This is a genomic window from Streptomyces sp. V4I23 (genome assembly GCF_030817975.1).
Taxonomy (GTDB): domain Bacteria; phylum Actinomycetota; class Actinomycetes; order Streptomycetales; family Streptomycetaceae; genus Streptomyces.
This window is the reverse complement of sequence record NZ_JAUSZW010000004.1, coordinates 2,550,163-2,568,066: the sequence shown is the minus strand read 5'-3', so window position 1 is coordinate 2,568,066 and position 17,904 is coordinate 2,550,163. Positions and strand designations below refer to the sequence as shown.

The window sequence follows — 17,904 nt, the reverse complement described above, 5'->3', positions numbered from 1 at the left end:
TGATTAATCCAATTCCTCGGGAAGCCGCAGCCGCACCACCGTCGTGACCGTGTGCCGCGTCGTGCGCTGTTCCACCTCCGCGGTCAGCCCCGCCTCGACGGTCCGGTAGCCGACCTCGCCCACCCCCACCGCGACCGCCGTGCCCGTACAGGCGCCCACCCGCCCGGCCAGGGCCACCCCCGCCTGGGACCGCAGCGCCGGGGACAGCGGGCTCGACACCACCGGCGTGTCGTCGTCCGGCAGCACGAGCACCAGCGACGCCGGACGCGCCGCCCCGCCCGTGAAGCCCACCACGGCCGCGTCCCGGCTGCTCGTGTGCCGCAGCTTCCGCCAGGCCCGCGCGCCGCTGCGGTACGTCTGGTCGAGCCGCTTGACCACCAGCCCCTCGACGCCGATCGAGGGCAGCGTCCGGAACCAGGTCACCGCCTCCGCCACGTCCAGCGTCATCGGCACGGGCTGGAGCGGCGGTCCGAGCGGGCCCACCAGCGCGACCAGCCGCTCCCGCCGCTCGGCGTACGAGAGCCGCCGCAGGTCCTCGCCGCCCTCGGCGAGCAGGTCGAAGGCGGCGTACGAGGCGGGCAGGCTGCGCGCGAGCCCCGGCGCCCGCCCCGCGGTGGCCGCGGCCCGCTTCTGCACGGCGGCGAAGTCCGTACGCCCGTCCCGCCACACGACCACCTCGCCGTCGAGCACCGTGCCGTCCGGCAGCCGCGCTGCCGCCTCGGCGAGATCGGGGAAGGCGGCCGTGACGATCCGTCCCGAACGGGCCTGCAGCAACACCTCCCCGCCCACCCGGAAGATGACCATCCGGTGACCGTCGAACTTGGGCTCGTACGCCAGGCCCGCCCCGCGCGGCAGAACGGTCACCGACTCCGCCGCCGCGACCTTCAGCGGCGGCCTGGGAACGCTCACGGCAGCTGCCCGGCGCTGTCCGGGTCGGTGAGCGGGCCGAGCAGTTCCCCGTACCGGTCGAGCCGAGCCGCGATGTCCCCGAGGCGGAAGACGAGCCCCTGCCGCGCCTCCACCTCCTCCCACGTCACGGGCGCCGACACCGTGGGCTCGGCGCGGGCGCGCAGCGTGTAGGGGGTGGCGGTCGTCTTGGCGGCGGCGTTCTGGCTGTGGTCGACGAACACCTTGCCCGGCCGCAGCGCGCGCGTCATCCGGTGCAGCACCAGCTTCGGCATCGCGGCCTCGCCCTCCTTGGCCAGGGCCTTCGCGTAGGCCGACACCTTCTCGGACGGCGTCGGCACGAGCGGCACGAGCAGGTGCAGGCCCTTGGAACCCGAGGTCTTGGCGTACGCGTCCAGTCCGTCCGCCGCCAGCCGCTCGCGCAGCCACAGCGCCACCTCGCAGCACTCGGCGACACCGGCGGGTGTGCCGGGGTCGAGGTCGAACACCATGCGGTCGGCGACGGCCGGCCGGTCGGCCCGCCACTGCGGCGTGTGGAACTCCACGACGAGATTGCCCGCCCACACCAGCGAGGCCAGATCGTCCACGACCACCTGGCGGGCGCCGGGGTCGTCCGACCGGGGGACGGGGGCCGTACGCACCCAGTCGGGCGTGCCGGGCGGCGGGTTCTTGGTGAAGAACACCTGGCCGTCGGGGCCGTCCGGATACCGCAGGAAGGAGACGGGACGGTCCTGGAGGTGGGGGAGTATCGCCTCGGCCGTGACGGCGTAGTAGTGCAGGATCTCGCCCTTGGTCGTCCCGGTGGCGGGATGGATGACCTTCTCCAGATTGGTGAGCGCCAGCCGCCGCCCATCCACCTCCGTGATCGGCGTCATACGATGAGAATCCCATGAATTCCGGATGGAAGGGACGAAACGTGCGATCCATCTGGAACGGTGCGATCTCCTTCGGGTTGGTCAGCATCCCGGTCAAGCTCGTGAACGCGACCGAGAACCACTCGGTGTCCTTCCGGCAGATCCACGAGGCCGACGGCGGCCGGATCCGATACCGCAAGGTGTGCGAGCTGGAGGAGAAGGAGGTGACGAACGACGAGATCGGCAAGGCGTACGAGGACGCGGACGGGGCCATGATCCCGATCACGGACGAGGACCTCGCCTCCCTGCCGCTGCCCACGGCGAAGACGATCGAGATCGTCGCCTTCGTGCCGTCCTCCGAGATCGATCCGCTGCAGATGGACGCGGCCTACTACCTCTCGGCCAACGGGGTGCCGGCCGCCAAGCCGTACACGCTGCTGCGCGAGGCGCTCAAGCGCAGCGACAAGGTCGCCGTCGCCAAGTTCGCGCTGCGCGGCCGGGAACGGCTCGGCATGCTGCGTGTCGTCGACGACGTCATCACCATGCACGGTCTGCTGTGGCCCGACGAGATCCGCGCCCCCGAGAGCGTGGCGCCCCAGGCGGACGTGACCGTACGGGAAGCCGAACTCGACCTGGCCGACGCCCTGATGGACACCCTCGGCGAGGTCGACATCGAGTCCTTGCACGACGACTACCGCGAGGCCGTCGAGGCCATGATCGCCGCGAAGGTGGAGGGCGGGGTCACGGCGCCGGAGGCGGAGCCGTCCGAGGAGCGGGCCGGCGGAAAGGTCATCGACCTGATGGCGGCGCTGGAGAACAGCGTGCGCGCGGCGAAGGAGGCGCGGGGCGGGGAGGGCGAGGTCGCCGAGGTCACGCCGATCAAGGGCCGGCGGGAGCCCAAGCCGTCCGGCGCGAGGAAGTCGACGTCGCAGGCAGCGAAGAAGACAGCGGCCAAGAAGACGGCGGCCAAGTCCACGGCGAAGACCGCTAAGAAGACGGCGTCGGCCAAGTCCACGGCGAAGTCCACGGCCAAGTCCACGGCGAAGACGACCACCAAGAAGGCGGCGTCCAAGGCGGCGTCCGAGCCCGCGGCGAAGAAGACGGCGTCCCGCAGGCGCAGTTCGGCCTGACGGCTCTCAGGGCCTCAGCAGGGTGTCCAGGACGGACTCCAGGTACGCGTCCCTCTCCGCGCCCTGCGGCAGGGCGTGGGGCACCGCGTGGGCCAGCTGCGTGTGCCCGAGGTAGGTGCTGTACGCCAGCAGGCCGCGGGTGCGCGCCTCCGCGGCCGGAAAGCCGAACTCCTCGAAGAGCCGCGCCACGTACCCGACCCGGCGCTCCGTCACCCGGCCGAGGACGGCGGCCACTTGGGGGTGGGCGGCGGTCGCGAGCAGCGACACCTCCAGCGGGTCGTCGGCGGCCGAGGTCGTCGCCTGCCGCAGCAGGGTGCGCAGCCGCCGCTCCGGGTCGGGCTCGGTCTCGACGGCGGTGATGATCTCCTCGGTACAGATCTCCTCCCAGCGCTCCAGGGCTGCCTCGATCAGCGCCTCACGGTTGGTGAAGTGCCAGTAGAAGCTGCCCTTGGTGGTGCCGAGCCGCGCGGCGAGGGGCTCGACGGCGACGGCGGCGAGCCCGCGCTCGGCCATCGCGGCGAGCGCGGCGTCGGCCCAGTCGCGCGCGGTGAGCCGCTGGCGTCCCTGCTCCCGCTTGCTCTTTTTCTCTGCGTGCGGCATGTCCATACGCTACCGTACGGTTGAACGTACGCCACCGTATGGAGGTGCGCCATGCGCGCGGAACGCAATGTCCACGAGCGCGTCGTCGAAGCCCCCGCCGACGTGGTCGGCACCCTGCTCGATCGCCTCTCGTCGCCGGACGACCCGATGAGCCCGAGCCCCGTCTGGCCGCCGATCCGCTTCGACCGCCCGCTCGGTGTCGGCGCCGACGGCGGCCACGGCTTCGTGAAGTACCGGGTCGCCGCCTACGAGCCGGGCCGCGGCATCCGCTTCGACTTCCCGCCGCCGGACAGCGGCCACCACGCCCTCACCGTGGAGCCCCTCGACGCCGGCCGCTGCCGCGTCACCCACGTCCTGGAGCAGAAGCAGAACCTCCGGCAGGCACTGCTCTGGTCGCTCGCCATCCGCCCGATGCACGACATGATGATCGAGGAACTGCTCGACAACGTCGTCCGCGCCGCCACCCCCGAGGCGCCCCTGCGGCCCGCGCGCTGGAGCCGCTGGACGCGCCTGATGCGGCGGGCCGTCTGGTACCGGCCGAAGGTCGTGGCGTTCCCGGCGGCGGCCGTCCTCGCCCGACGGGCCTTCGACGCACCGGATTTCACCGACTCCTGGCAGCTCCCGCTCGACCCCGGTATGCCCAAGGCCCCCGCCGCCTGGCGCGATGTCCTTCCGTACGAGGTCAGGGCGAGCGCCCCGGACGAACTGCTGCTCGGTGAGGACGCGAGTCATCTCGACTTCCGCGCCTCGGTGCTGATCGAGGACGACACGGTCACCCTCACCACCGTCGTCCGGATCCACAACCTGCGCGGCAGGCTCTACTGGGCCGTCGTGCGCCGCCTCCACCCCTTCATGGCCCGCCTGATGCTCAGCCGCACCCACCGCCGCCTGGCCTACGCGGCGCCGCCGGCACCGGTGCGCCTGGCGCGGGAGGCGCAGGCCGGCGCTGCGGGCGCTGATGCGGCAGCCACGGCCCGAACCTAGACTGGCGAGCGCCCGATATGCCCCGAAAGAGGGAGATGTGCCATGTCCAAGCGAGGCAACAAGCGACGCGCCCGCAAGAAGAAGGGCGCGAACCACGGCAAGCGGCCCAACGCCTGATCCTGACCGACTCCCATACGTCTGCCGACGCTTGAGGTCGGGGGGACCGTATGGCACAGATGACCCGTACTGGCTGGTCCACGTGGACACGGGTACGGGGCCGGCCACCCGCCGCCGGCCGGACGGCCACTTCAATGGCGACGCTCCGGCCATGACCTGACCGAGGCCGCTTGGGCCGGTCTCGACCGGATCCGCCTGGTCACGGGTGACGCCGATGGCGTATCGCGCACCCACCTCATCGACCCGTCGCCTGGTACCGGCGAGCCGACCCGGACGGTCCGCGCCGGGCTCCGGGTCGGCTCCTGACTGTCAGGACGTCCCGGAGAGGGCCGTCAGATACATGCCCGAGGCCCCGGTCCCGGCCGTGTTGCGGCAGCTGTAGTCGCCCGTCGGCTTCGCGTAGACCAGCGAAAGGCAGCGCCCCTGGGCCAGCTGCCCGTAGTAGTTGGGGTGCGCGGACTCCTGCACCGGCCCCTGCGTGCCGTCGCTGTCGATCCACCGCGTCCACTCGCTGGCCGAGGCCGACGGCGGCTGCGTCGCGCTCACCGGACGGCTCGCCTTCGCACAGACCTCGCGGCCCTGGAGCATGTCCCGCAGATCCAGGAACTGCGTGCCCTTCGCCGCCGCCAGCGCCTTCAACCGGTCGGCGAGCTGCGGCACGAGCGAGTCGCGCGCCCAGTCGGCGTCCAGATTCCAGAAGGGGCACCCGCCGGTGTTCACCCGCGACCAGCCGCTCTCCGCGTACCGGTTCTCGCTGCCGCGGGGGGTCGGCGACGGGTACGACTGGAGCACGATCCGGTACGAGGAGGCCGCGTATCCGGCCCCGGACATCACCGCGCGGACCTCGTCGACGGCCTTGCCGACGTTCGCCATCACGGTGTCGATCTTCGCGTCCACGACGTCCTGCTGATCGTCGTGGCAGTACGAGTAGTAGAGGATGTAGTCCTTCGCGCAGGTCGTGATGATGTCGGCGAACCCGAGGTCGTTGCCGCCGATCGACAGCGCGATCACCTTGACGTCGTACGTCGCGGCCACGGCGGCGAGTTGGTCCGCCTGCGGCGCCTCGCCCTTGAACCACATGCCCCCGCTGGACGCCCGGAAGACGTTCTGCGTCGTCGCCCCGGAACAGGCGAGGTTCACCAGCGCCTGGGTCGTCCCGGTGGCGCTGCGCACCTCCGCGGAGTCCGACCGGTGGCACCCGTTCACGGCGGTCGTCCCGTACACCCGCGTCGGGTCGTACGCGGTCCCGGTCCAGGCCCGGTCGGTGCCGTCCCTGCTGCCGGCGTTGGTGAGGCTGTTGCCCTGCCACCGCCCGGCCTCACCGGAGATGTAACTGTCCCCGAGCGCCACGATCGCACTCGCCCCGCTCCCGGGCCCGGCCTGCGCGGTCCCGGCGCCGGCGGCCACGAGGCCACAGAAGGCGAGCGGCCCGGCGACGGCGGCCCGAAGCCACCGCTGCCCGCGGGCGGTCAGTGGCATCACTCTGAACAGACGGAATCCAGACACGGCGAACTCCTGCTGCTGGCCACGGAAGAGAGCGATTTTCCGGTCGTTCTCGACGAGGGTGTGGCGTACGGATGAGGGAGCCTCCGGCCGGTGGCATGCGGAATCTGGCACGTCGCGTCTTGTTACCGCTAGGTAGGTGCAGGTTTCTTTTCCGTCACGCGGCGAGCTGGGGGAGGGCTCTTTTCCGCCACTCACCCCGGAGCTGCCCGTAACCCGAGGTGGCGGTCATTGCTGTGACGTGGATCACGGACGCGTGGGCGTCCGTGAGTGGGCCTCGGGGCGGATCGACCGGAGCGAGTGCTGGCGGGGAGGCGATGGTGGAGGGGGAGACCTAAGCCGGCTGGGGAGGGCCGACGACGGATTGGCCCACCTGTCGGGCAAGCCAGTTCGCGTGCTCCTCGTAGCCGTCGAGTCCTTGCCGGCGGACGTGGACGAGGACGGTGTGCTCGTCGGCCCGTTCGTCCAGTTCGCGCGTCGGGGTGTTGAACAGCAATCTGACCTCGGCGTTGTGGAGATCCCTGTAGATCCCGTGCTCGGCGACCTCCGGCCAGCTCAGGCCCCACCAGCGGATTTCCCCCACGTTGTCGCCCACTACGGCAGTGAAGGCGTCCTCGATGCTGCCGAGCGGTTGGTCCAACGCCGAGGCCCAGAGCGGTAGATGCGGGGCGAGAGCGGCGGGACCGGTGGGAAGTTCGCTCGCCCGCACGCTCTCGTGCAGGCCGAGGAGACCTCCGCGGCCACCCGCCTGCCCAGGATGCCGCTGCTCGAACCACGTGTCAGGCAGTGCATTGCGTACCCGCAGCACCCCCTCGACGGTGACCAGCTCGACGCCCACGTCGACCACCGCGTCGGCGAGATCCCCGAGGGCAAGCAACTGCCGCGCGACGCGCAAAGCGCGCGCAGGGTCGGTCGTGCGGAGGACGGGGTACGCGACATCGACGGACACGTGGCCACCCTTCCACGGCTCTGGTCGGTACGGAACCAGCGAGTAACCATGACAAAGAGCCGGACCCAGCGGGAGTGGGTCCGGCTCTCGAAGTCTGGCACTTCTGCAGGTCAGCGGGATGGTCACGCTGGTCCGGCTTCTGTGCCCCCGGCAGGATTCGAACCTGCGCACACGGCTCCGGAGGGCCTTGCACCTCGCAGTATCCTTCCTGTTCAGCGCCCTGCAATCGGCTGAGCACCGTAGATCCGTCCACGAGTGGTCCACGGCTCCTAACGGTTGGGCAGTCTGTGGACAGCAGGCTGAGTCCTTGCCCTGGCAACACATGCACCAAGATTCGATGAGGCACGGGGTGACGTCGGCGAGAGCTGGGACCTAAGAGCAACGGTTCCGTTCTGGCGCCACCTCGTCTGATCCTCTCCTCTACGCTGCGCGGAGCGTCGACCCGAGCCATACTCCACGCTCGCCCCCAACTCCACAGGCCGAGCTGAGACTTCGTCTGGATCTTTCTTGCTGACCTGACATACCCTCAAGTCGTGATCGGCAGTGCGTGGGGGTGCGGCAGTGACGCAGGAGCAGTTCGGCTGGCTCTCGGAGGCCATATCAACCTTCGGCGCGTCGTGCAAGGACATGGTGAACGGGCCGGGTGACCCCGAGGCGTCCATCCGCCCGCCGATGCAGAAGCTTCTAGAGACTGTGGGCAGTCACGAGGCCTTGGACGGCGTTCTGTGGCACTCCGAAACTCCTCTGCGTGATGTGGGTGTGCGCCCCGACTATGCAGTTGAGGTACACGGCGACATCGTCGGTTACATCGAAGTCAAGCGTCCCGGTCATTCTGTTGATCCGGAAAAGTTCACGGGGCGTAACAAGAAGCAGTGGGAGCGACTGCGTGACCTGCCGAACGTGCTCTACACCAACGGCACGGAGTGGCGGCTTTTTCGCACCGGGGAGCAGATTGGCACTCCGGTCGTCTTCGAGGGCGATTTGGCCAGTGCAGGACGGTCGTTAACCGCGCGTGAGCCTGCAGCGTTCAACAGTCTCCTGAGGACTTTCCTGCATTGGGTACCCGAGCCAATCCGCCATGCATCGGCTCTGGTTCGGCGCACTGCGCCGCTGTGCCGCCTGTTGCGCGCGGCGGTCCTGGAGCAATTGGAGTTCGAGGGCAGGTATGCGGCGGAGGGCGCGCGTCCTGAGGAGTTGCGCTTCACAGGGCTGAAGAACGACTGGCGCAGGCTGCTCTTTCCGACGGCCGATGATGCCACCTTCGCCGACGGCTACGCCCAGACAGTGACTTTCGCGCTGTTGCTGGCGCGCACCGAGGACATCTCCTTGAAGGGGGTGGGGCTGCATGAGGTCGGTCGGCGGCTGGATGCCGGGCATGCCTTGATGGGCAAGGCCCTTCAACTCCTCACCGACAACATCACGGTGAGCTTCGAGGTCAGCCTCGATCTGCTCATTCAGGTGATTGACGCGGTTGACTGGGCGGCGATTCGTAAGGGCCGGCGGGATGCATATCTGCACCTATACGAGTCGTTCCTGGAGGTGTACGACGAGAAGCTACGGCAGAAGAGCGGCTCGTATTACACCCCGCGCGAAGTGGTCGAGGAGATGGTGCGCCTCACCGAGGACGTGCTGCGTACCCGCTTGGGCCGCTCGGACGGATATGCGGACGAGAGCGTGCGCATCGTCGATCCCGCGATGGGAACAGGCACGTACCTTCACGCGGTCATTGAACATGTCGCCGCCTGGGCGGCGGAGAACATCGGCCCCGGAGCAACGCCGGATGCGATAGGTGATCTGGCGAAGCGCCTGATCGGTTTCGAGCTGCAGATGGGGCCCTTCGCTGTCGCGGAGCTGCGGACCTCGGATCTGCTTAAGCGGCATCAAGCGGTCGCACCGCCAGACGGGATGAAGCTTTTCGTCACCGATACGTTGGACGACCCGTATCTGGCCGAGGAAACCCTCGCATCGACGTACGGAGTGATCTCGGAGTCTCGTAAACGGGCGAACCAGGTGAAGGCCAGCACTCCGGTCACCGTTGCGATCGGCAACCCGCCCTACGACGACAAGGCCAGGGGTCGCGGCGGCTGGGTCGAGAAGGGCACACCCGCGCAGGGCGTGGCGCCTATCCAGGCCTTCAAGTGGCCTGGCAACGGTCGCTATGAGCACGTGCTGAAGAACCTCTACGTCTACTTCTGGCGCTGGGCGACGTGGAAGGTCTTCGACGCCCATCCTCAGGATCAGCAGGGAGTCGTCTGCTTCATCACGCCCTCGGGGTTCACTACTGGGCCTGGCGGGCGTGGCATGCGGGAGTACCTGCGGCGCACCTGTGACGAGGGCTGGATTATCGACCTGTCTCCGGAGGGGCACCGCCCGGATGTGGCCAGCCGGATCTTCCCGGGTGTCGCCCAGCCTCTGGCCATCTGCCTCTTCGTCCGCAGTAAAGACACCGACCCTGAGCGGCCCGCCCGTGTCCATTACCGCGCCGTCCACGGCAAGCGAGGCGCCAAGTACCGCCAGCTCAAAGAGATTCGACTGGACGACGACGGCTGGCAGGACACGCACGCGGATGCTATTCGCCCCTTCCGCCCAACCACCGAGACGGGGTGGGAGGACTACCCCGCTCTCGACGATCTCTTCCGCTGGGGAAGCCCGGGTATTAAGGCCAACCGCTCCTGGGTCAACGGCCCCAGCAGGCAGGTGCTTGAGAAGCGATGGGCGCGTTTGATCCACGAGAACGATCTGGCCAAGAAGGCGGAGCTGCTCAAGGAGACAAGAGACCGTTCGCTGCACGCCAGTAGGGATCCTTTGCCCGGGCAGCCTGAGCACACCCAGGAACTCGCAGTCGAAACAAACCTGGCGCCTGACCTGGTACGCATCGCTATGCGGAGCTTCGACCGGCAGTGGCTGATCTCCGATAGCCGTGTCATCGACTTCGCCCGGCCGGCGTTGTGGGAAGCCATGCAGCCAGATCAGCTCTTCCTGAACCAACAGTCCTCGCACGAGATCGAAACCGGGCCGGCGATCGTCGCCACCTCCCTGCTCCCCGACACCCACCATTTCAACGGCCGCGGTGGCAAGATCATGCCGATCCTCCATCCGGACGGCACTCCCAACGTGCATCCGCGCCTTCTCGCGTACCTCGCCGCCGAACTTGGCATCGCCGACGTCACGGTGCACGATTTGGCTGCATATGTGGCGACTGTTGCCGGTCACGCCGGATTCACCAAGCGGTTCACCGAGGAGCTCCTCACTCCAGGCGTGCGGCTGCCGCTCACCCGCGATTCCGCCCTGTGGCACGAAGCGGTGCAACTGGGCAAGTGCCTCTTGTGGGTCTCGACGTTCGGGGAGCGCTATGCCGATCCGGAAGATGGCCGACCGGCCGGAGACGTCCTCTTTCCGCTAGGCGATGCGCGCCGGCTCCGTTACGACCAACACATAGGGGCGGAAGTCCCCGCTGAAATCCGGTACGCCGAGATGACCGGCACCCTGCACTTGGGCGGCGGGCACGTCAGCCCTGTCCCCGCCGAAGTGTGGAACTACGACGTCGGCGGCATGCAGATCATTAAGAAATGGTTCGGATACCGAAAGGCTAACCCCAATAGCCGCAAGACCAGCCCTTTGGACGACCTGCATGTCGAGTCTTGGCCAGCCGACTGGTCGCGGGAGCTCATGGAACTGCTCTCCGTGCTGCGCCGACTTGTTGACCTCGCGCCCGCCCAGCAGGACCTGCTGGACCGCGTCCTCGCCGCTCCCACAATCACTACAGTTGACCTTGAGAAGGTTGGCATCCTGCCAGTCCCCGACAAGACCCGCAAACCACGCCGCCGAGTCGTGCTCCCCACGGCTGCCGGCGAGGAAGCGTAGGGCCTGGTCAGTGCGCCCAACGCTCCACGTACGCCATCGCCTCCGTCACGTTCCATGCCCCGTCGGCGAGCTGGCGTAGCGCGTGCAGTTCTGCACTGAGTGAGGGTGTGCGTCGCTGGAGGTCGTCGGCGAAGGCGCTCACCTCGGCCAGGCGCGTCGAGAGCACGGCGCACTCGGCTTCGAAGTGCACTGCCCTTCCGCGCGGCGTGATGGCCAGGCGCTCCCCTCTGACCTCCAACAGTCCCATCCAGCTGAGAGTTTGCACGTCGTCCGGGATGCTCGCTTCTTCGAGGTCTCGGACCGCTACCGAGACGGGATCCGAATCGGGGCGTGGAACCTCGGCGAGCACGAGATGTTGCAGAAGCTGGAGCTGCGAAGGGGAGAGAGCTGAGTGCACGGATGCATGTCTAGCAGCACAGGGGGTCAGTCTCGTGCATCGGGACCGAGTTCGACCCAACTTCCACCTGAATCAGATCATCATTCCCGGCTCGCTCGGGCCGCTGTGCGCACAGCCCGACCGTGAAGGCGCCGCCCCACCAACGGCTACCCAACCTACGCTCGTGCCCCATTTTCGCTAGGGAGAGGGCGCGCCTTGGACCGCTAGCGCTCTGTGCGATCAGATTGAGGGGCGTTCTTGATTGCACTGCGGTCACTCACCGGCCGGCCCTCCATCCCCTCGAACCGAGCCCTCCCACCGACGGCACAGCCACGGCCCGCTGTTTGTCCAACGACCCATCACACCACCGGGATCCAACAATCGGGCACCCGTGCTGGAAGCACTACGCCAGGTAGTGAGGGGTAGAAGATCCCCTAATGTCGCGTGCCTTGTCCGGGAGTTCGGTCGTCACCTTCCGCGATCCTTTGGGAAATCGCTCGATTTACGATAGCGGAAACGGTGGGCGTCATCCCCTTCAGGTCGAAGCGACCCATGAATCCAACGATTCCCATTTCAAGCGCTAGCTTTCCAAGGACCTCGTCGGCGAAACTTGAAGAAACTACATAAACTCCTGAGAAGTCGAGTGTCAATCGAGGAGCGCCCAGGTTCAGTAGATTCACAAGCTTATTGCGGATCTGCTCTGCTGATCGACGGGTACCCAGCCCTTCTTCGAAGTCAGCAACCTGAAGGCAGTGCTCTCCTGTCTGATCTTCTATGCGCTCGAGCAATAGATTCGGCTCGGGGAAGTTAAGAGCCTCGGCAAGGCTCACGCGCTTGCTCAGGTCGAGTTGCCAGTCGACAGTGGTGCCATGATGGTCATTCAAATCAACCAGAGGGATCGACATCGAGTAATCTCCTTTTATCTCTCCATCCCGGTATTCAAGCCATCCTCTGCCGGAGCGGATCTGCAGCTCACCCTTGTTGAGGCCCACAACGCGCATGAGGCCGTAGAGGCCATTGCCCATATTCTTGGTTTTGCTGGTCACCTTTTCTTGCACGGAAAGCATTATTGCCTCGTATGCATTTTGTGCCGCGTAGACGTTGCTTTCCTTGAAGGATCTGTGGATGCCGATACCGCAATCCGCGACCGCGACCGTACACCATCGACGCTTCGCGTGTATCTGCATCATGGCATATCCGTAAGGGGCCTTGCTGTGCTGGAAAACGTTGTCCAATACTTCGAAAAGGCACCAATTGAGAGACTCGATGACGCCGGTTTCGCAGCGTGCGTTCTCTTCGAGCATGTCGATGAACGCGTTGCATAGACCGGTGGACTGTTCCTCGTTGTACTTCCATACAATATTTCCCGCGGGGTGATCCCGAATGTTCTCTGGTGTTGCTGAAAGTGGGTGCAGGAATCGAGTACTTATGACTGATGCATTGAGGCGACTGGTCGATATTCGAAGCCCGTCTGCGCGAAAATACTCCAAAGCCGCTGCCATGGGCACGGCACCGTTCGGGTATATTCGATGAGTATTCCCTAGGTCGAGTGACAAGCCTCCCATACGCATGGCTCGGCGGCTTGCGGAGATCAAAGAGTTCGCGTCCGAGGCGCCCGACATGGTGCGGATGGCATAGGAAAGGCTTGGCGACATAGGGTCATGATATTCGATGATCTTCCTGCTGTAAGGCTTCGTGCAGGCTGATTCTGCGAGGTCGGTGGAGCGGCTTTGGGCTGGAGCTGCTTTGGCGCGAGTGATCATGGCCCCGTAAGCTTCCGGCGCGTCGGGCGGTCTGTGGACCTGCCCTCGGAGGGCGTCCGTACGACCTTCGGCACACCTGTATCAGCACCTGGCTGAACGCTGGCGTGCTGGCGGCCGAAGTTGCGCGCAGGGTCGGCAATTCACCTGAAGTGATCCACCGCGTTTACGAGGGGTGCCTGTATGGCCAGGAAGAGGCGATGAACAGGAAGATCGAAAAGGAACTTGATTTGGAATAACGGCAGCTTCTCTGATCCGGTGCGCGTCACGCAGGATTCGTTTGTCGGGGCCGCGGTTTGGGGTGTTCAGGCCGCGGTCATATCCAGGATTCCTAGTAATATACGTGAAAATTCCAGGGGATTCGTTCGTAGAAATCATAATGGTCCGGATCGAAGTGGTCATGGCCACGGCTGACCCGCTGCGGCCTCAGTTCGAAATATGCCGAGAGTCCCCAGTAGTTTTCAGATTTCTCGGCTCGTCGTGTCAGATCTTCCTGAAGTTGCATAAGTGTTGGTGGTGATATGGCGAGAAGAACCTCTCGGGTTTCTGGACCCTGATACAGGTAATCGACTCGCCAGTGCATGTGTGACCCCTTGTCGTCATGGTAGACGGCGCGTGGTCGCAGTTCGTGCCCCGGAGGGAGTGTTGTCTCTTTCATCGCGTCGAGGCACGCGTTCATCATGCCCGTGTACAGGAAACTGCCAATTCGATTGGCGATTCGAATGTAGTAGCCTCTGGTCAGCCCAATGTATTGGTTAGGTTGACTGGTGCTGATGATCTTCCATTCTTCTGCACTCTGAGGCATGAATCTCTGGGCGATTGCCCAGCCCTTAGCGGTGTCCAGTAGTCTTTCCAGGTCGACGCCGTCCCAAATTCGCGTCGAAATGCCCCTATTTCTCTCAATGGCCTCTAGGCGGCTGACAACGGCACTGGACGGCTGAGTGGAGCACACTAGAAGATATGCATGTGCCTGGTGTTGATGTACTGCATCGACGATTCCGCCATCTGCTCCGACGTCGTCGATTCCGACGGACCGGCCTTTCCCTTGGTTTGCGTGGGCCGTATGTTTGCAGGAAACGAGCCAGCGGCGGACCTTTGCGCCGAGATGTGGGTTTCCCGGCTCTTCCAAAATCAAATCTCGCCCGCCATCTGGACCTCTTCCAGACCAGAGCGCTTTGAAGCCCAAGGACACGGCTATCTCGCGAACGAGCAGCTCAAGGTCTTCGCCGTTCTGGGACAGTTCGGTGAAGTCCAGCATCGCTTCTCCCTGTCAGTTGCCAGTCAAGCGAACGCTAGCGGGTCGGTCTGACACCGGCCTGGGCGTCTGATGGCTGCGTGAGCCCTGCGCGGGAGCCCACGGTGAGGGGCGCCGCTTGGACTGGCCGTCTGTCCTCTGTGGCGCCGCTTCTGACTGCATACGAGTGCGTCTATCGCAGGTCTATCGCGCCCAGCGCGCAACAACGACAAAGAGCGGGACCCAGTGAGACTGGTTCCCGCTCTTCATGCTTGGCATCTACGCTGGTCAACCGCATGATCTAGCTGGTTGAAGCGAAGTGCCCCCGGCAGGATTCGAACCTGCGCACACGGCTCCGGAGGCCGTTGCTCTATCCCCTGAGCTACGGGGGCGTGCGCCGCGCTGCTGCGTGGCGACGGGTAGAACCCTACCAGCTCCTGAAGGGTCGCTGTGAACAGGTATTTCCAGCCCGTGACGCCCCCTTGATACGCGCCCTCTGCGCCCCCTCGTGACCCCGCGTCCCCCGCACGGGGCGGAAGTGGGGAAAAGCCGGACGCAGCCGTGCTCGCGCACCTACTCTCGAGTTGTGTCCGGCGACGCGTCCGGCCGAGTCCTCGTTGTCGATGACAACCGGGTGATTCGGCAGCTGATCAGGGTCAACCTCGAGCTGGAGGGCTTCGAGGTCGTGACCGCGGCCGATGGTGCCGAGTGTCTGGACGTCGTCCACCGGGTACGGCCGGACGTGATCACCCTCGACGTCGTCATGCCCCGGCTCGACGGCCTGCGGACCGCCGCGCGGCTGCGGGCCGACCCCGCGATCCGGCACGTCCCGCTCGCGATCATCAGTGCGTGCACACAGTACGAGGTCGAGTCCGGGATCACCGCGGGCGTGGACGCCTTTCTCGCCAAGCCCTTCGAGCCCGCCGAGCTCGTCCGGATCGTGCGGCAGCTGATGCACCGCGAGCGCCGGGAGGGTCCGCCGTCCGTAGACGGCAGGCATGAGGCCGGGCGGGCCGGCAGCACCCGCGGCTGACCCCCCGGCGGCTGATCACCGCCCCGGATCAGAGCTCGGCGCAGCTGCCTCTGATCACCTGCCCGGGCCGGACCTCGGTGCCCCCGCTGACCGCATGGCGAAACCGGTTCGCAAAGCCACCCCCTCCCTCCCATACGCTTGTCCCGTGACTCCCGCAGAGCTCTCCCGTACCGTCCTGCACGCCGTGTGCCGTGCGGTGGAGGACGGTGTGCTGCGGGCGCCCGTGCCCGAGAGCGTGCGGATCGAGCGGCCCCGGCCCGGCGGGCGCGGGGACTACGCCACCAACGTCGCCCTCCGGCTCGCGGGACCCGCCGGGCAGCCGGCCGGTGACGTCGCCACGCTCCTCAAGGAGCGGATCGGCCGCACCGGCGGCATCGAGCGCATCGAGATCACCGGGCCCGGGTTCCTCAACTTCACCCTCGCGGGCAGCGCCCAGCAGCGGCTCCTCGCGACAGTGCGCGACCAGGGCGAGCGGTACGGAATGCCCGGCAGCGTCGACCTGCCCGACGGCCCCGGCGAGGGCGCCTTCCCGCACGCCGACGAGCTGCGCGCCCGCATCTGGGCCCAGACCCTGCTGCGCCTCGGGGCCCGGCCCCTCGACGGCGAGACCGTCACGGTCGTCCCCGCCCCCCACGGCGGCCTCCCCGAGTCCCTCGGCAGCGACGCCGCCCGCTGGGCGCTCCTCGCCGCCGCCGCGCACGACCGGCCGCGGACCGACGGACTCCTCGTGCAGCACGAGCGCAATCCGCTGTACCGGGTGCGCTTCGCCCACGCCCGCGCCAGGGCCCTCAGCCGGAGCGCCGCCGTGCTCGGCTTCGGCGCCGCCCCCGACGCGTACGTCGACGCCCCCGCCCTGACCACTGCCGTCGCCGACCACCCCGCGGTCGTCGCCGACGCGGCCCGGCTGCGCGCGCCCGACCGGCTCGCGCGGCACCTGGACGTCACCGCCGACGCGCTCCTCGCCTTCCAGCACACGGTGCTGCCCGTCGGGGACGAGAAACCCTCGGCCGCCCATCGCTCCCGGCTCGCCCTCGCCGAGGCCGCCGGGACGGTGCTCGCCGGTGGCCTGTCCCTGCTCGGCATCAGCGCACCCGAATACTTGTGAGATGTGAGAGACAGATGAGCCGATCCGCCCACCCCGCCGGGCCCCGTCACGCCGACGTCCTTCCCGAGGGCCACTACACCGCTCCGCCCACCGACCTCAACGCCCTCGACGGCAAGGTCTGGTCCACCACCGTCACCCGGAACACGGACGGTGTCGTGACCGTCGGCGGGATCGAAGTCACCCGGCTCGCGGAGGAGTTCGGCACGCCCGCGTACTTCCTCGACGAGACCGACTTCCGCGCCCGGTGCCGTGCCTGGGCCGAGGCGTTCGGCAAGGACGCCGACGTGTTCTACGCGGGGAAGGCGTTCCTCTCGCGCGCCGTCGTCCGGTGGCTGAAGGAGGAAGGGCTCCATCTCGACGTGTGCTCCGGCGGCGAGCTCACGACCGCCCTCGACGCCGGGATGCCCGCCGAGCGCATCGCCTTCCACGGCAACAACAAGTCGGAGGCCGAGATCGAGCGCGCCGTGCGCGCGGGCGTCGGGCGCATCGTGCTCGACTCCTTCCAGGAGATCGTCCGCGTCGCGCACATCGCGCAGGGCCTCGGCAAGCGGCAGCGGGTCCAGATCCGGGTGACCGTCGGCGTCGAGGCGCACACGCACGAGTTCATCGCCACGGCTCACGAGGACCAGAAGTTCGGCATCGCGCTCGCGGGCGGGCAGGCCGCCGAGGCCGTACGCCGCGCGCTGAGGCTCGACGGTCTCGAGCTCATCGGCATCCACTCCCACATCGGGTCCCAGATCTTCGACATGGCCGGCTTCGAGGTCTCCGCCCGCCGCGTCGTGCAGCTGCTGGCCGAGGTGCGTGACGAGCACGGCGTGGAACTGCCCGAGATCGACCTCGGCGGCGGTCTCGGCATCGCGTACACCCCCGAGGACGACCCGCGCGAGCCGCACGAGATCGCGAAGGCCCTCGGCGAGATCGTCACCCGCGAGTGCGAGGCCGCCGGGCTGCGCACCCCGCGCATCTCCGTCGAGCCGGGCCGCGCCATCGTCGGGCCGACGGCCTTCACGCTGTACGAGGTCGGTACGGTCAAGCCGCTGGAGGGCCTGCGGACGTACGTCAGCGTCGACGGCGGCATGTCGGACAACATCCGCACCGCGCTGTACGACGCCGAGTACAGCGTCGCGCTCGTGTCGCGGACGTCGGACGCGGCGCCGATGCTGAGCCGTGTCGTCGGCAAGCACTGTGAGAGCGGCGACATCGTGGTCAGGGACGCGTTCCTGCCGGCCGACCTGGCGCCCGGCGACCTGATCGCCGTGCCGGCCACCGGCGCGTACTGCCGTTCCATGGCCAGCAACTACAACCACGCACTTCGCCCGCCCGTCGTCGCCGTCAGGGACGGCGAGGCGCGGGTGATCGTCCGGCGTGAGACGGAGGAAGATCTCCTGCGTCTCGACGTCGGTTAATTGAGATAGATGTCTCGCATGCCGGACGAGGGATAGAAACTCCGGTCCGGTGGGTGAGACTGGTCCAACCGTAGAAGTAAGAG

General features: G+C 67.2%; 15 protein-coding genes and 1 tRNA gene. 7 read left to right on the top strand and 9 right to left on the bottom strand.

Translation table 11 applies throughout. From position 1 onward, the window contains the following. Window positions 1-3: 3 nt before the first annotated feature. Window positions 4-909 carry an RNA ligase family protein gene (locus QFZ82_RS13660; protein ID WP_307713429.1) on the bottom strand — a complete coding sequence of 302 codons (906 nt, stop codon included), beginning with the start codon at window positions 907-909 and terminating at the stop codon, window positions 4-6. After that, complete coding sequence (gene ligD, locus QFZ82_RS13655; protein ID WP_177147560.1) at window positions 906-1,781, bottom strand: non-homologous end-joining DNA ligase; 876 nt, start codon at window positions 1,779-1,781, stop codon at window positions 906-908. The genes QFZ82_RS13660 and ligD overlap by 4 nt, the downstream gene beginning before the upstream one ends. A 41-nt stretch (window positions 1,782-1,822) precedes the next feature. Here ligD and QFZ82_RS13650 point away from each other — a divergent pair, with 41 nt between their 5' ends. Continuing rightward, complete coding sequence (locus QFZ82_RS13650; RefSeq protein ID WP_307713428.1) at window positions 1,823-2,890, top strand: Ku protein; 1,068 nt, start codon at window positions 1,823-1,825, stop codon at window positions 2,888-2,890. 6 nt (window positions 2,891-2,896) lie between these two features. Here the strand turns inward: QFZ82_RS13650 and QFZ82_RS13645 are convergent, their stop codons facing one another. After that, on the bottom strand, window positions 2,897-3,490 hold the full coding sequence (locus tag QFZ82_RS13645) for a TetR/AcrR family transcriptional regulator (RefSeq protein ID WP_307713427.1): 594 nt from the start codon (window positions 3,488-3,490) through the stop codon (window positions 2,897-2,899). A gap of 51 nt (window positions 3,491-3,541) precedes the next feature. Between QFZ82_RS13645 and QFZ82_RS13640 the strand changes: the two genes are divergently transcribed. Together QFZ82_RS13640 and QFZ82_RS39770 are read left to right on the top strand one after the other, a co-directional pair. Continuing rightward, on the top strand, window positions 3,542-4,474 hold the full coding sequence (locus QFZ82_RS13640; RefSeq protein WP_307713426.1) for a DUF2867 domain-containing protein: 933 nt from the start codon (window positions 3,542-3,544) through the stop codon (window positions 4,472-4,474). Between the two features lie 42 nt (window positions 4,475-4,516). Next, on the top strand, window positions 4,517-4,591 hold the full coding sequence (locus QFZ82_RS39770; protein ID WP_373297613.1) for a 50S ribosomal protein bL37: 75 nt from the start codon (window positions 4,517-4,519) through the stop codon (window positions 4,589-4,591). 309 nt (window positions 4,592-4,900) lie between these two features. On the opposite strand, the gene QFZ82_RS13635 is transcribed toward QFZ82_RS39770, so the two are convergent. Then, complete coding sequence (locus QFZ82_RS13635; RefSeq protein ID WP_307713425.1) at window positions 4,901-6,097, bottom strand: GDSL-type esterase/lipase family protein; 1,197 nt, start codon at window positions 6,095-6,097, stop codon at window positions 4,901-4,903. 331 nt (window positions 6,098-6,428) lie between these two features. Next, window positions 6,429-7,043: a hypothetical protein gene (locus QFZ82_RS13630; RefSeq protein ID WP_307713424.1), complete on the bottom strand. Its 615-nt coding sequence runs from the start codon at window positions 7,041-7,043 to the stop codon at window positions 6,429-6,431. A gap of 561 nt (window positions 7,044-7,604) precedes the next feature. Here QFZ82_RS13630 and QFZ82_RS13625 point away from each other — a divergent pair. Then, window positions 7,605-10,907 (top strand): type ISP restriction/modification enzyme, encoded by a 3,303-nt coding sequence (locus tag QFZ82_RS13625; RefSeq protein ID WP_307713423.1) that lies wholly within the window; start codon window positions 7,605-7,607, stop codon window positions 10,905-10,907. 7 nt (window positions 10,908-10,914) lie between these two features. Here the strand turns inward: QFZ82_RS13625 and QFZ82_RS13620 are convergent, their stop codons facing one another. The 4 genes from QFZ82_RS13620 to QFZ82_RS13600 form a co-directional block, all read right to left on the bottom strand. Then, window positions 10,915-11,154, bottom strand: coding sequence for a hypothetical protein (locus QFZ82_RS13620; protein ID WP_307713422.1), 240 nt, complete (start codon window positions 11,152-11,154; stop codon window positions 10,915-10,917). Window positions 11,155-11,717: 563 nt separating this feature from the next. Beyond that, window positions 11,718-13,046 carry an STAS-like domain-containing protein gene (locus QFZ82_RS13615; RefSeq protein ID WP_307713421.1) on the bottom strand — a complete coding sequence of 443 codons (1,329 nt, stop codon included), beginning with the start codon at window positions 13,044-13,046 and terminating at the stop codon, window positions 11,718-11,720. 328 nt (window positions 13,047-13,374) lie between these two features. Then, window positions 13,375-14,301, bottom strand: coding sequence for a restriction endonuclease (locus QFZ82_RS13605; protein ID WP_307713420.1), 927 nt, complete (start codon window positions 14,299-14,301; stop codon window positions 13,375-13,377). A 296-nt stretch (window positions 14,302-14,597) separates the two neighbouring features. Further along, a tRNA-Arg gene (locus QFZ82_RS13600) sits at window positions 14,598-14,669 on the bottom strand. A gap of 194 nt (window positions 14,670-14,863) precedes the next feature. On the opposite strand from QFZ82_RS13600, the gene QFZ82_RS13595 reads away from it, so the two are divergent. From QFZ82_RS13595 to lysA, 3 genes are all read left to right on the top strand, one after another. After that, window positions 14,864-15,310, top strand: coding sequence for a response regulator (locus QFZ82_RS13595; protein ID WP_307713419.1), 447 nt, complete (start codon window positions 14,864-14,866; stop codon window positions 15,308-15,310). A gap of 145 nt (window positions 15,311-15,455) precedes the next feature. Further along, the gene (gene nrtL, locus QFZ82_RS13590) at window positions 15,456-16,415 is read left to right on the top strand and encodes an ArgS-related anticodon-binding protein NrtL (RefSeq protein WP_307713418.1); all 960 of its coding nucleotides are present in this window, start codon (window positions 15,456-15,458) and stop codon (window positions 16,413-16,415) included. Window positions 16,416-16,429: 14 nt separating this feature from the next. Beyond that, window positions 16,430-17,821 (top strand): diaminopimelate decarboxylase, encoded by a 1,392-nt coding sequence (gene lysA / locus QFZ82_RS13585; RefSeq protein ID WP_307713417.1) that lies wholly within the window; start codon window positions 16,430-16,432, stop codon window positions 17,819-17,821. The last annotated feature ends 83 nt before the right edge of the window (window positions 17,822-17,904 follow it).